General features: G+C 45.6%; 20 protein-coding genes. 15 read left to right on the top strand and 5 right to left on the bottom strand.

The annotated features are described in order from the left end of the window. The 11 genes from HG1285_RS19685 to HG1285_RS09180 all read left to right on the top strand — a co-directional run. Positions 1-588: hypothetical protein (locus HG1285_RS19685; RefSeq protein WP_008287525.1), on the top strand; the 588-nt coding region annotated here is incomplete at its 5' end. 251 nt (positions 589-839) lie between these two features. Next, complete coding sequence (locus tag HG1285_RS09135) at positions 840-1,088, top strand: hypothetical protein (RefSeq protein WP_008287524.1); 249 nt, start codon at positions 840-842, stop codon at positions 1,086-1,088. A gap of 70 nt (positions 1,089-1,158) precedes the next feature. Beyond that, a complete protein-coding gene (locus tag HG1285_RS09140) occupies positions 1,159-2,067 on the top strand; it encodes a Fic family protein (protein ID WP_008287523.1) in 909 nt (302 codons plus the stop codon). Between the two features lie 68 nt (positions 2,068-2,135). Next, positions 2,136-3,215, top strand: coding sequence for an ATP-binding protein (locus tag HG1285_RS09145; RefSeq protein WP_232219480.1), 1,080 nt, complete (start codon positions 2,136-2,138; stop codon positions 3,213-3,215). A 1-nt stretch (position 3,216) separates the two neighbouring features. Next, entirely contained in the window at positions 3,217-3,522 is a 306-nt protein-coding gene (locus HG1285_RS09150) for a ribbon-helix-helix protein, CopG family (protein ID WP_232219478.1), read from the top strand. A 106-nt stretch (positions 3,523-3,628) separates the two neighbouring features. Then, positions 3,629-3,934, top strand: a complete 306-nt coding sequence (locus HG1285_RS09155; protein ID WP_008287520.1) for a hypothetical protein — start codon at positions 3,629-3,631, stop codon at positions 3,932-3,934. Positions 3,935-4,004: 70 nt separating this feature from the next. Continuing rightward, complete coding sequence (locus tag HG1285_RS09160) at positions 4,005-4,325, top strand: hypothetical protein (RefSeq protein WP_008287519.1); 321 nt, start codon at positions 4,005-4,007, stop codon at positions 4,323-4,325. Positions 4,326-4,453: 128 nt separating this feature from the next. Then, a complete protein-coding gene (locus HG1285_RS09165; protein WP_008287517.1) occupies positions 4,454-4,726 on the top strand; it encodes a hypothetical protein in 273 nt (90 codons plus the stop codon). Then, entirely contained in the window at positions 4,714-5,406 is a 693-nt protein-coding gene (locus HG1285_RS09170; RefSeq protein ID WP_157560586.1) for a nucleotidyl transferase AbiEii/AbiGii toxin family protein, read from the top strand. Before HG1285_RS09165 ends, HG1285_RS09170 begins: the two co-directional genes overlap by 13 nt. Before the next feature lie 107 nt (positions 5,407-5,513). Next, positions 5,514-6,509, top strand: coding sequence for a hypothetical protein (locus HG1285_RS09175; RefSeq protein WP_008287515.1), 996 nt, complete (start codon positions 5,514-5,516; stop codon positions 6,507-6,509). A 111-nt stretch (positions 6,510-6,620) separates the two neighbouring features. Continuing rightward, complete coding sequence (locus HG1285_RS09180) at positions 6,621-7,781, top strand: type II toxin-antitoxin system HipA family toxin (RefSeq protein WP_008287514.1); 1,161 nt, start codon at positions 6,621-6,623, stop codon at positions 7,779-7,781. Between the two features lie 62 nt (positions 7,782-7,843). On the opposite strand, the gene HG1285_RS09185 is transcribed toward HG1285_RS09180, so the two are convergent. Both HG1285_RS09185 and HG1285_RS19065 read right to left on the bottom strand, forming a co-directional pair. Next, the gene (locus tag HG1285_RS09185; RefSeq protein WP_008287513.1) at positions 7,844-8,461 is read right to left on the bottom strand and encodes an NYN domain-containing protein; all 618 of its coding nucleotides are present in this window, start codon (positions 8,459-8,461) and stop codon (positions 7,844-7,846) included. A gap of 223 nt (positions 8,462-8,684) precedes the next feature. Next, on the bottom strand, positions 8,685-8,939 hold the full coding sequence (locus tag HG1285_RS19065) for a type II toxin-antitoxin system death-on-curing family toxin (protein WP_343122631.1): 255 nt from the start codon (positions 8,937-8,939) through the stop codon (positions 8,685-8,687). A 151-nt stretch (positions 8,940-9,090) separates the two neighbouring features. Between HG1285_RS19065 and HG1285_RS09195 the strand changes: the two genes are divergently transcribed. Continuing rightward, positions 9,091-10,395: an RNA-guided endonuclease TnpB family protein gene (locus HG1285_RS09195; RefSeq protein ID WP_008287510.1), complete on the top strand. Its 1,305-nt coding sequence runs from the start codon at positions 9,091-9,093 to the stop codon at positions 10,393-10,395. Here the strand turns inward: HG1285_RS09195 and HG1285_RS09200 are convergent. Then, positions 10,392-10,598, bottom strand: a complete 207-nt coding sequence (locus tag HG1285_RS09200; protein WP_008287509.1) for a hypothetical protein — start codon at positions 10,596-10,598, stop codon at positions 10,392-10,394. The genes HG1285_RS09195 and HG1285_RS09200 overlap by 4 nt on opposite strands. Before the next feature lie 119 nt (positions 10,599-10,717). Between HG1285_RS09200 and HG1285_RS09205 the strand changes: the two genes are divergently transcribed. From HG1285_RS09205 to HG1285_RS09215, 3 genes are all read left to right on the top strand, one after another. Then, entirely contained in the window at positions 10,718-11,005 is a 288-nt protein-coding gene (locus HG1285_RS09205) for a BrnT family toxin (RefSeq protein ID WP_008287508.1), read from the top strand. Further along, positions 10,992-11,261, top strand: a complete 270-nt coding sequence (locus HG1285_RS09210) for a hypothetical protein (protein ID WP_008287507.1) — start codon at positions 10,992-10,994, stop codon at positions 11,259-11,261. The genes HG1285_RS09205 and HG1285_RS09210 overlap by 14 nt, the downstream gene beginning before the upstream one ends. A 239-nt stretch (positions 11,262-11,500) precedes the next feature. Continuing rightward, complete coding sequence (locus HG1285_RS09215) at positions 11,501-11,983, top strand: HEPN domain-containing protein (protein ID WP_008287504.1); 483 nt, start codon at positions 11,501-11,503, stop codon at positions 11,981-11,983. Between the two features lie 48 nt (positions 11,984-12,031). On the opposite strand, the gene HG1285_RS17415 is transcribed toward HG1285_RS09215, so the two are convergent. Together HG1285_RS17415 and HG1285_RS09220 are read right to left on the bottom strand one after the other, a co-directional pair. Beyond that, complete coding sequence (locus HG1285_RS17415; protein WP_232219477.1) at positions 12,032-12,673, bottom strand: nucleotidyl transferase AbiEii/AbiGii toxin family protein; 642 nt, start codon at positions 12,671-12,673, stop codon at positions 12,032-12,034. Further along, positions 12,618-12,872 (bottom strand): hypothetical protein, encoded by a 255-nt coding sequence (locus HG1285_RS09220; RefSeq protein ID WP_008287502.1) that lies wholly within the window; start codon positions 12,870-12,872, stop codon positions 12,618-12,620. The genes HG1285_RS17415 and HG1285_RS09220 overlap by 56 nt, the downstream gene beginning before the upstream one ends. Positions 12,873-12,943 lie beyond the last annotated feature (71 nt).

Below are 12,943 nucleotides of genomic sequence, written 5' to 3'. Positions count from 1 at the left end.
TATAGGGTATGCCTTCATTCAATCATAATCACCCATACAGGTGTAGATGAAATCAAGTGGCTCAGAAAAGAGATAGATGATTTGATAGCTGGGGAGGGTGAAGATAGGAAGAAGAAGGATGTGTTGAGAGATTTTTACAACGTTCTTTTGTTTTCGGAAGAGGATTATATAGAGGACTTATTTTGCATATTGAAAAGAGATGACAAGGAATACGATGACCTCATAACTTTTCAGAATATAGATAAGGGTGATATCGGAGTTGCTCTCTTTCTATTGGAGAAGAAATTACGGGAAGCGGATGAAGAGCTGTATAACAGACTGAACGGCTTAGTGGAAACTGTGCTGGCGGAATTAAGAGTGGAAAAGGATGATGAGGTTTACGAGAGGTTAAAGTTTGTTTTGATGAGAGATGTGTATGAAGAGAAAGAACAAAGTAAGGAAGAATTGACATCTGATAGAAAAACAAAGGAAAGGTTAAAAACCAAAGGAAAAGAACTCTTAAAAAAAGGAAGAAGCTTAATATTTGAAGAGGCTGTAAGGCAAAGCGTTGGGTTCACGTTGGGAACGCTTTTTGGGAAAATGTTTTAACTCCTGCCACCTCAAAAAACTTCCTGATATACCTCTCATCCGCCTTGTCGTTTCCCCTGCAAAGAGAAAGAAGATAGGGGCTTGGCTCAAAGAGGTATCCGTAATCCCTGGCAAAACCGCAGGCGAGCCTTATCTGGTCTTCGGGAAATTTCCTTAGCTCTTCAAGGGTAAGCTCTTTATTGAAGAGATACCTTCAACCGCCGTGCACCTTTTTGAAGAGTATATTAATCTTCTATCAGAGGTAATGGAGCATGAAGGTTAAGGGCGATGTGGTCAAAGAGATATTGGAGGAGTTAAAATCCCTGCCGTTTGTGGAAGAGGTATATATAACCTCTCCGAGAGAAGGAGCTGATGTGGGACTTTTGATAAAAGGGAGGGGCAAGGCAAGTGAGCGTATTCACGATATAAACACAGCCGTAAACAGCGTAGCCACGTCAAGCGATAACCCCGAAGAGTGGGTTTTCGTATCGTGGGAGTGGGAAGAGGTTGAAGGACGATAATTAAGATATACCGTATCACTCTCACTATCTCCTTGAAAACCAATAAAGGTAATTCATATTAATTGATACGATGGCATATCAAAGAGAGCCTGTTGTCCTTGCCGAGGAGTTCCTCCCTTATCTGCTTGAAGAGGAGACCGAATGCTCCCTTGCCATAGAACAGGTGAGGGTGCAGATGGAGGAGCTCGGAGAGGAAGTGCCCAAAGACCCGGCACTCAGACAAGCGTGGAACTACTATCGGACAGCCAAAGAGGTCTATTCCCTCGCCCTGAAGGGGGCGGGGAAGGAGGAGGTGGTAACAGAGCCCCTCGTCCTCTGGGTTTACGAAAAGCTCTGGGAAGGCTTCAGCGTCCCGAAGGGATACAGGGATACGGACATGGTTATCTCCGGAGCGAGGTTTGAGCCTCCGAGACCGGAAGTCGTCCCGAAGGTAATGGAGAGAGTCCTTGAGTGGCTAAGGAACTCGGAGCTTGAGCCCGTAAGGAAGTCCGCAGTCTTCCACCTTCTCTTTGAGGTAATCCATCCCTTCACAGACGGCAACGGCAGGGTCGGGAGGATTTTGATGAATGCGGTCCTTATAGAAGGAGGGCTTATCAACGTCGCTTTTAGGGATAGGAAAAGATACATAGAGGCTCTCAGGGAAGCGGAGGAGGGGGCTGTCGTTGTGGTGGACAAGCTCTCAAGGGGAAGGAAGCTCACAGATGAGCAGATAACGGATACGGTCCTTGAATACGGAGAGGTTGAGGTCTTTGAGGGGCTGATAAGGGATGAGCTACTCCACAGCCTGAAGGTTTACGGAAGGGAAAAGGACGTGCTCCTGGCTCCCTCTCAGGTGGCGGAACTCCTTGGTTTCAAAAACAAGGACTATGTGAGGGTCTTGATAAACAGGGGAGTTCTGATTGGGAGGAAGATAGGCGGTATATGGATGGTTCCCCTGTCGGAGGTTATCAGCTACGTGGAGAGGAAGGGGAGTGCGTAGGCAACTCTTGTAAATAAAATTTCTTGACATAAATTTTCTTTATTATGAATAAAGAATTTTTCTTGAAAGTGGGAGTAATAGACGAGGAGTTTATAAACAGGAGGAGGGAGCTTGAAGAGGTTTCCGCTCTCGTGAGGATGGGACAGAGCTGTGTGTTTATAGCTCCGAGGAGGTATGGGAAGACCTCTCTCATGCTGAAGGTGGCGGAGAGGGTAAAGGAGGACTTCTTCGTAGCTTACGTGGATGTGAATGTATGCACGAGCGTGAGGGATTTGGGAGAACACATACTCAACGCAGTTTACTCTGCGGTCGGTATAAAGGGGTTCGTCCAGAAAGCTAAAGACAGGATAGGGGAGCTTCTGAGGTCTATAAGGGAGTTGAAGGTAAAGGTGGGGGAGCTTGAGCTTGAGGTCGGACTTGAGCTTTTGCAGGAGAAGGAGGATATTGCGTTTCTCAGAAAGGTTATAGACCTGCCCCAGGAGCTTGCCCAGAAGTCAGGAAAGAGGTTCCTCGTCATATACGATGAGTTCTCTGAGGTTTACACGCTGAACAAGAAGATACCGGACATCGTGCGGAGCTCCGTGCAGATGCATAAGGATTGCGTCTATATGTTTGCAGGTTCTCAGGAGAGCATGATGAGGAGGTTCTTCACATCTCCAAAGGGACCCTTCTACAGGTTTGCAAGGGTGTTTGTCCTTGACTTCCTTGATGAGGAAGACGTGAGGGAATATATAAGGGATAAGGTCAGGTCTGGGGGCATGAGTCCGGATAAAGACGCTGAGGGGGAAGTCCTGAAAATAACGAGAGGACATCCCTACTACCTCAAGAAGCTTCTTCAGGTAATCTTCCTGACCTGCGAGAAGTTTACTCCAGAATGCGTGCGGGAGAGTCTTGAAAGACTGCTTGAAGAGGAAAAGCACTACTTTGAGACACTCCTTTACCACATCAAGGAGAAGAAATACAGGGGTGAGGTGGTAAGGATAATAGCTATGGGCGAAAACCCTTATGAGGTTCTGAAGGGGACTCTCTCAAGTCAGCAGGTTCTTCAGGTTCTTAAAGACCTTGAGCTGGAGGGTATAGTCAGGAGGAGGAAGAGGGGGGTTTACGAACTCACCGACCCTCTCCTGGGTATATACCTTGGGAGGTGAATTGCATACACACTCACTCATGCGTATATTCAGACACATGAAGGTGAGGAAGAATATCACCCTCTCCGAGGAAGCAGATAAGTTTTTAAAAGAGCTCGCCAGGGAGATGGGAAAGTCCCAGAGTAAGGTCATAGAGGAGCTTATACTCAGAGAAGCTAAGGATAGAGAGAAAGAAAAGAGGCTCAGGGCTTTTGAAGAGTTTATGGCTGATATTGAGACATACAAGGGAAAGACAAAGCTTGTTTTTGGCGAGGATATAACCTTCCAGAAAGCAAAGGAGATGATGGGGGTTGAGAAGTATCTGTGACTTCCTTTCGTGAGGATATGGACGAGCAACAGTCCTCTTTTACACTACACTTGCCGAATGTGTGTTTGTAGTGGAAATTTTCCGGAGACTGTATAAAATAGGGAGCATGAGGTATGAAGCGGTTTACGATATGCTTAAAGAAGAGTATGAGAGACTCAGGAGCTACAAGTTTGAGCTTGAGAAAGAGATAAAGGATGTGGATGGGTTTGTCAGGAAGAAGAAGGTGAACGGGAAGGAATACTACTACCTTTGCAAGAGCAAGAGGGTGGGGGATAAGGTTGTGCAGGTTCACCTGCGACCTCTCAGCAAAGAGGAAGCTCGGGAGATAATGAAGGTCAAACAGCTGAAGAGACAGCTCAGGGAGGTTAATATAAGGTTGAAGTATATGGAAAGATTGCTCAGATATGCTTGAGAGGGTTCTTGAGCAGGATGGACATTTCACAAGATTTGGAGTATCGTGTAAATCAAGAGGAGGGTAAGGTATGCAAACCTTGACCGAGAAAGAGACATTTATCATCTCCCTGGCGTTGAAGCTGGTCAAGGTTGTGAAGGAAGAGGAAGAAAAGCTCAGGAGAGAGTTTCCAGGGGTGCAGATAGAGCTTGACACGGACTCCTTCCCCTTCAGGGTTGTGGTGGTTTACGACTTCCTGAAGCTTGACAAGGAAGATAGATACAGGTTTTTTGACTTTGAAAGGAGACTTCTGGACAGGATGGAAGAGGTGCTTTCTGGATTCTTTGGCGAAAAGGTCTCTCTTCCGGTTGAGGTTGAGTTCTTGAGGAAATCACCGGAGCATGGAAAGTGAAGAGTTCCATATAAGAGAAGATATAGGTGCAAGATGACCAAGGAAAAGGTCATAGTCATAACCGACCTCAAGAGCTCTTTTATTATGAGGAGATAGTGATAAGGTTTTGAAAATCGTAAATTATATCTATGCCCAAAGTGCACCCTGCAACCGCTACGGCTAATCAGAGCTATAAGGTGAAGATGACGGACGAGGTAGTGGTTAATGCCATAAAGAGCATGACCATGCTCCAGGAGTGGAAATTCCACATACACGATTTCTTTGCCGACAACCCTCCCCAGATAATCCTTGAGTTCTGCGAGGAATACGGTATCTCCCTTGAGGAGTTGAGGGGGTTCTATGAGAAGTATGTGAAGCCCTATGCGAGGAACGTGTATCTTGAAGAGGTGTGGAAGGTTTGAAGTGGGAGAGCGTTCTGAAGATAGCCCTGAAGGTTCTTGAGAGGCAGAGGGAGCACGTTCCTTTTACCGAGTGGACATGGGGAGGAGGAAGCGCTCTTGCCTACAGATATGGACACAGGGACAGCGAAGATGTGGACATATTCTTCTGGAACGCCCAGCTTCTTCCCTTCTTTTCTCCGAGAGTGAATAGCGACCTTGAAGAGATAGCCCTCAGATACAACGAGATGTCCCACTTTATCAAGGTCTGGATAGGAGAGGACTCCCAGATAGACTTTATCCTCGCCCCTTCTCTGACGAAAGAGCCTTTTACCATTGAAGAGGTCATGGGATACAGAATTCAGGTGGAGACTCCTTGGGAGATAGCAACGAAGAAGCTCCTCTACAGGTCTTATGACCTGAAGGTGAGAGATGTTGTGGACGTGGTGGCGGTTCTGAGACACAGGGAAGACAGGGAGAGGTTGTTGAAAAGCTCTGATGTTTTTGCCGGGAAGGTTGAGGAGATAGGCAAGAGGCTAACTTACCTTGAGAAGGAGTGGGACAGGGCTGTGGAGAGACTTACCATCTTTGACGAGTCCCTGAAGGGCGTCTCAATCTTGGGGGAGCTGAGGGACTTTCTGTTTGAAGTCGCAGGCAGGAGAAAGAGGCTTGACAGGAGAAAGAGGAGAGGTCCTTATCTGTAGGGTTTTCTGATTAGTTGGGAATAATTATTCCCAACCGACCGGGGATATGAACGATTTTTTTACCCCATCGTTATAATCCACAAAAAATGGAGAGGTGAGTGGTTGATATGGACAGGAGAGAGGCGTTTATTAGATGGGTTGCTGAAACTTTTAATGCAAATGCTTACTACACCGCCGGAGAAGAAACTCTGAAGCTTATAGAGAGGGACTTTGAAAGCTGGGAAGAGGCGCTATTTCAATGGGGTATATTAACCGGAGACGAAAGTGGAGAAGAACTGTATGAAAAACTCAAGTCCTTATCGCCCGATGAGGCACATCATATCGGAGACTCCTTGAAGGAAACCTATACGGAGGGTATAACTATGGAGAGCATAAGAGAGTTCAACGAAGTGAAGTGGATAGAAGCGGGCTGGGATATAGAGGAAGCCCAGGAATGGTATAAAGCAGGATGGGAAGACCCTAAAGAGGCTCGGAGGTGGTATAAAACTGGATGGCATTGGGATGGTCCTGATAGAGCCTATGAGTGGTATGTAGCAGGATGGGGAGACCCCGAGGGGGCTCACGACTGGATGGAGGACGGTTGGGATAACCCTGAAGAAGCCCTGCGGTGGTATGAAGTAGGTTGGGACACAGAAGAAGCCCTACGGTGCTATGAAGCTGGCTGGAGGGACCCAGAGGAAGCCAAGAGGTGGTATGATGCGGGGTGGGACAAGCCCTGGAGAGCTTATGAGTGGTATGAAAACGAGTGGGATGACCCGAAAGAAGCCTTAAGGTGGTATAAGGGAGGATGGCAATACCTTGACCCTTATGAGGCTCTCAAATGGCGTGAAGCAGGGTGGGAAAGTCCAGAAGAAGCCTTGAAGTGGAAGGAAGTGGGGTTCTCTCCTGAAATAGCCCTGGAATGGCATAAGACAGGCTTGTGGGAAGACGCCGAGAAAAATGCTCATATAGGGGGAATGGTTATAGTGGGTAAGATTCACCGTGAACTTGGTGTGGACGACCCATACAAAGCCAGGAAGATTTTGGATATTGTCTCCGACCAACAAGATGACCAACAGAAAAAGAAAGCACCGGGCAGACAAGCCCGAATGCCCGGGAGGTAAACACAGGGGGCTCCCGTGCCCCCTTTTTCTTTTTTTCTTCCTTTGGTTTGACCATGGCTTGTTCATATCACTTGACATTAACAAGACCACAGACGCATTATGTAAACTGAAATGGACATCAAAGCATACCACGGGGGCTCTTTGATAGGGACTCTATTTGAAAACTCGGAGAGGGAGTATGCCTTTGAGTATTCCGATAAAGCGGACACGCACCTGTGTCTTTCCATGCCTAATACCCGGCGTGTTTATATAAGCAGGTTCCGCCTCCATCCCTTCTTTGATACCTTCATTCCCGAAGGTTATCTCTTTGAGCTTCTCAGGAACTTGATAAACAAGGGGGAAGGCAGGGCTGACGACTTTACCATGCTCTACTACCTTGCGGGCGGGGTGGAGGGAAGGATAAGGCTGGAGGGCAAAGAGAGACCGGAAGAGGAGAAAGCTATATCCCTTGAGGAGGTTCTTGAGAACGACACGTGGGATACCTTCAGAGCTTTGCTAAACACCTTCCTTTACAAGAACGCTATAGGAGGGGTTCAACCGAAGACTTTGGCTCCTGTTGAGGGCAGAGAATACATAATCAAGACCTTCGGGGAGGAATACCCAGAGCTTGCAAGGAACGAATACTTTTGCATGAGGGCTGTGGAGAGGGTGGGGATAAGGATACCGAATATATACCTCTCTCGGAACGGCAGGTTTATTGTGGTGGAGAAGTTCACCAGGGGAGAATACCCCGGGTTTGAGGAGATGGGTTCTTTGCTCGGCAAGACAAGGGAGACCAAGTATGAGGGGAGCTATGAGCAGATAGCGAAGGTTGTAGAGCGGTTTTCTACCTGTCCGGAAGAGGATATGAAGACCTACTACAAGCTGACGGTGATGAACTTCCTTTTGCGGAACGGGGACGCTCACGTCAAGAACTTTGGTCTCATATACACGGACGACTTTTCGGAGATAAGGCTATCGCCTGCCTACGATGTGGTATGTACTACGGTTTACATTCCTGACGATAAGCCTGCCCTGTTCATGCACGGGACGAAGAGGTGGCACGGCAGGGACGGGCTGATGGAGTTCGGCATGAAACATTGCGGGCTTTCTAAGGAAGAGGCTAAGGAGTTATACGAGAAGTGCGAAAACGCTGTGAGAGAGGAGATGGAAGAGGTGAAGGAATACATGAAGGAAGAGATGGGCTTCAGAGGGGTTGGAGAGAGGATGGTAAGGGAGTGGGAGAAGGCAATCCTAAAGTGGTTGAAGCACGGGACAATATGCAGTTCTTGAGGGATATGGCTGACCTCCTGTTTGGATACGGACTGAAGCACAAAGCTAAGCTTGTTTCCATATCAAGATATATTTCTTAACCTTTCAGCTAAATCCACATATCTTATGAAGTCCGCATGCTCCTGAAGCTCGGGGCTTGCCTGCCGAAGCCCCTTGTAGGTTGGTATTATTACCTGGAGACCGTTTACTCGTGCAATTTTCAGAGCGGGAATAAGGTCCTTGTCTAAGGAAAACACCATAACTCTATCTACGAGTCTCAGGTAACTTAGATGTGCCATATCCAAACCTATTAGCATATCTACTTGTTTCTGTGTGAACAGAGGCTTGTTCTGACTATTGTATCCTCTGAATTCAAGTTTTCCTTTCCTTATAGACACTAAATCCTTGGTTTTTAAGCTTTCTAAAAAGGTTACAGCATTTTCGTAGATTTTTCTATACTTTTCATCCATGTCTATTGAATAAGTTGCGGAGCGCCAGCGGGCTTCTTTCGGTGGTTCGGAGACGTAAAAGAATATCCTGTACACTTCCTCATCCTCTTCTAACAGAGACATAATAAATAGAAGAAGCTTGTCCACGTCGTTATAAGAAAATTTGTCTGGCGAAATTCTAAACTTTTTGAAAGCTCTTTCTAAAGTTTTTCTGAGGTTTTCCCAGTCTACAAGAATAGCTACTTTCTTCATCCACTTTATTTTTGGCAACGGGGAGGGGCTTCGGATTGAGGGGTTACCCCTCCCCTTCGGATTTCCACTCCAAAGAGTGTGTATATTATTATAGCAAATATCTTGAAAGTTTCAAGTGTAGAGGTGAGAAGAACATAGACATATTGAGGGCTCTGGGCTACGACCTGTGTCTTACGCCCTTCAATCCTTTCAGGAAAGAGGAGCCGTTTGTGTGTGAGGGGGATTAGGAGCGGAGTCCGGGGGTCAGTCCTTTCCGGGGTGGTGAGCTTCTCAGTTCCTCTGCTACTTCTTCTTCTGTTAACTCTCCTTTGGCTACCTTCACCGCAAGAACGTATAACCTGTCGTTGGAAAGCGTGAGCTGGGCTCCGTTCTGTTCAAGGAACATCTCGGTAGCGACTACGGCTGTCCTTTTGTTCCCCTCTATGAAGGGGCGGTCTTTGATTATACGGAAGAAGAGGATGCCGGCTAAGGCATATATATATCTCCTTCTTTGTTTTGCATTTCCTTTACGAAAAAATACCAGAATGCACCCGTTTTAAAACGGGTGATGAATGGCAGAGGGTTTCGTTAGAAACTCTCAAAAATCCTTTAAATCGTTAATCTGCTATAATACTATAGAGGTTTTCAAGATGACTATAATAGCTTTAGATAAAAAACGGAAAATAAAAGAAAGTCTAAAAAAGACCAAAGAAAAACGCAAAAACCAAATCCCAAAAGTTTATAAACTTAAAATTTCATGTTCCAACCTAAACAAAGAGCAGAAGCATTGGTTAGAAAGAGTGTTCTTAGAAGCAAAATGGCTTTATAACTACACAGTAGCAGACATAGAAAACAGGCTAAATCCACAAACGGAAAAAATAAAACAAGTAGAAGTGAAAACACCACAAGGAATTGAAACAAGGGAATTAACCTGTCTATCGTCCCAAATGAAACAGGGAATAATGGATAGGATAAAGAAAAACCTAACAGACCTATCAAGAGCAAAACGAAAAGGGATAAAAGTAGGAAGGTTAAAATTCAAATCAGATTACAGAAACATTCCTCTAAAACAAAACGGAATAACATTCAAGGTTTTAAAAGATAAGAATAGAATAAAGCTACAAGGACTAAAAAAGCCTTTAAGAGTGTTAGGACTTCACCAACTACCAGAAAACTGCGACATAGCAAAAGCAGAGTTAATAAAGAGACCAGATGGATACTACATACACCTAACCTGCTATATAGACAAAGACCGGATAAAACACGAAAAAATAAACAAACCGATAGGAATAGATTTTGGGATAAAACATCAATTAACTCTATCAAACGGAGTAAAGATAAACTACCGTATAGGAGAGACACAAAGATTAAAGAGATTACAAAAGAAATTATCAAGGCAACAGAAGGGAAGCAAAAACTATCAAAAGACAAAACACAAGATACAAAGGGAGCATCAAAAAATCTACAACAGAAGGAAAGACATCAAGAACAAGATACTATCCCTGCTAAAGAGGTACGAATATGTATTAATCCAAGAAGAACAGATAAAGAACTGGCACAGTGGATTATTTGGAAAGCAGGTACAAAACACAGGTATAGGGGGAATAATTTCTATGTTAAAGCAAAACATAGAGACCCTTATACCTGTGGATAGATACAAAGCGACAACAAAGATGTGTAGCAGATGTGGAAGCAGGAAAGAAGATATAACCTTGTCAGACAGAACCTACAAATGTGAGAGCTGTGGATTAGTGATTGATAGGGACTTCAACAGTGCAGTGAACATACTGAAGATAGGATTATCAAAAGTGGAGACAACCACTGTAAAAAACCTACCTACGGACTGTGGGGAAGTAACGCCTGTGGAGAGGGAAGCCACTGCACGGATATTTAAGGGAAATCCCTATATCCGTGTAAGCTATACCTCTGTGAAGCAGGAAGCTCGGCTTCTTTAAAGCCGAGAGGATGTCACAGCCAAGAACAAAGGCTCATAGCCTCTGACGCCAAACTCTCCTTTGTGTTCCTGAAGGATGGCGTTGTTCACTTCCACAATCTCGTCAACGGTAGGCAAGATGACCTCTTTCTCGGAGAGTTTGAGGAGAAGCTCTTTTCTTCTCTCAAGTATCCTCTCAAGCCGTGAGTGGAAGATAGGGTCCATGTGAGAAATTTACGACCTATAGGGGGAGAACGCAACTTCGGAGAGAGTTGGGAATAATTATTCCCAAACCTTAAAAAGATTGATTTGTATATACAAAGGACTACATTAAAATATAAGGAGTGGGTATAGACTGGGATGAGGATAAGAACTTCAAGCTCAAGCTGGAGCGTGGCATTGGTTTTGAAGATGTGGTTATCGCAATCAACGAAGGCAAGATACTTGACATACTTGAGCACCCAAACAGAGATAGGTATCCCAGCCAGAAGTTGCTCATAGTAGAGATAGGCGGATATGCATACGTAGTTCCCTTTGAAGAGAGGGAAGGCGTTATAAGGTTTATCACCATCTTCCCCAGCAGGAAGATGACCAAGCAGTATTTAGGAGGTGATAGAAATGGCGAAACTTGACAAGTTTGAAAAGCAGATAGAGGAGGAACTTGAAAGGGGTGAGTGGAATAGGGCTAAAGACTACGACAGTCTGGAGGAAGCCCTGAAGGAAGGAGCGAAGTCTGTTTTGAAGAAAAGACCGATAAGCATACGCCTGAGCGAAAGGGACATAATGCTTCTCAAGAGAAAGAGCCTTGAGACGGGAATACCTTATCAGACCCTTATAGCTACTCTCGTAAGGCAGTATGTAGAGGGACGAATTAAATTGGAGCTGTGAGAGATGAACCTTTACGAGGTATTGGGCTCTTTAGGATTGCTCGTGGTTACGGCTCTTTTTATCTATATGGCATGGACTATGAAGAAGATGGCTGACGAGGCGGACGAGTGAACACGTCTCAATTTATTGAGGAGAAGAAGTCAAATGAATGAGTATGCCCCTGCCCTTATGGCTCTGGCTGTGGCTCTTGTGTTGTTCGCCATGCTTGCATACCAGATGTGGACGGAAAGGAAGGAGGCGTGAGCGAAGAGAACAGGTTTTCTCTTGAAGACAAGCTGAGGTTTTCAGAGCTATACCTGAAGAAGGCTGAGAGCATACTGCGTGAGTTTGATGACCTATACGAAAAGGGGTTTTTTCTTAACCTCTGCAACAGGGCTTACTATGTGGTTTTCAATATGAGCAAAAGCCTCTTGATACTCTCCGGCAGGGACCCGCAGACTGAGAGAGAAGTTAAATATCTACTGTATGTAGCCCTGCCCCATGAAAAAGAAATGCACAGGCTCCTCAGAGACCTTGAACACTACAGGTCAATTGCCGACTACGACCTTGTAATGGACGACGATATTTCGCCGGAAGAGGCTCTTGAGGTGAAGGAGAAAGCCAAAATGTATGTAGAGATAGCAAAGGGGATACGTGAGAGCCTGGTGCGGTCTCTTGCCGGGGAAGAGATAAACAAAAAGCCTCACCGTAGAAGCAATTACCCAAGACCGCCGGAGAGATAGCACTTTCCCATTACGGTAATTCCCCTCGGTGTTCTTTTTGTGTGGAATTCACAGCGTAGGGCGGTTGCCTCGCCGTTGTCTCTTCTTTCTACGGACATTCACGAGCCCCTTGAAAAACTCTTTGACCTCCTCCCAGCGTTCGTCTATGCCAGGGTAGCTTTCCTTCTCGGCGTTTTCAAAATAGGTCAGGCTACGCAGGAATATACCGAAGCTCCATGATGGAACTTTTCTTTTTAGAGCATTCTCAAGGTCGTTCAGAGTCCATCCGTGCTTCTGCATCAGATACCAGAGGTCGTAGAAGTCCTTTTTACTACCCCTCTGAGCTATCGCTATTGCCTTCATGCAGGTTGTGTCAATATCAGAAGCAATAAAGATTCTTAGCTCTTCATGGAACCCAGGCTTTTCCAAGAGTGGGTAGGGATATACGAAAAAAGAAGTCTTGACGTTCTCGGGAAGGTGAATAAAGATTGCAGTTTCTTCATCGGCAGTTATCCATCTGGCTTCGTTCCCCAATAGGGCGGTTATTTTATTGAGATTAATCTGTCTGTCGGGGAAAGCAAAGAAATCAAAATCTTCGGACCGCCTGTGCCCATACTTTATAGCCACAGCAGTTCCGCCTGCAAGGTAAAAGCCTTCAGTAATCCCAGACCTTGTTAGCTTCTCTAAAGTTCTCTCTAATCGCCCTATCATATTCCTCATCGCTCACTCCCAAGACGAGCTTCCAGAAGGACTTGTTCTTCTTGTCAAACCTGTGTATGTAGGTAAGGAATATCTCCTTCAGTTCCTCCTCTTCATGCTTTGCCAGGACGTCTCTCGGGTCGTCGTAGAGCATCTCCCTTATAGTGATTTCCGTGTCGCTTTTTACTCCGTCCCAGTTGAACTTGAGCATAACTTAAATATAAGCCAAGCCAGCTGATTGTCCCAGACCGCCGGGATGTGAACGAAATTTTTACCCTATCA

The organism is Hydrogenivirga sp. 128-5-R1-1 (assembly GCF_000171895.1).
The sequence above is the reverse complement of the archived record's forward strand: the minus strand, read 5'-3'. Positions and strand labels throughout refer to the sequence as shown.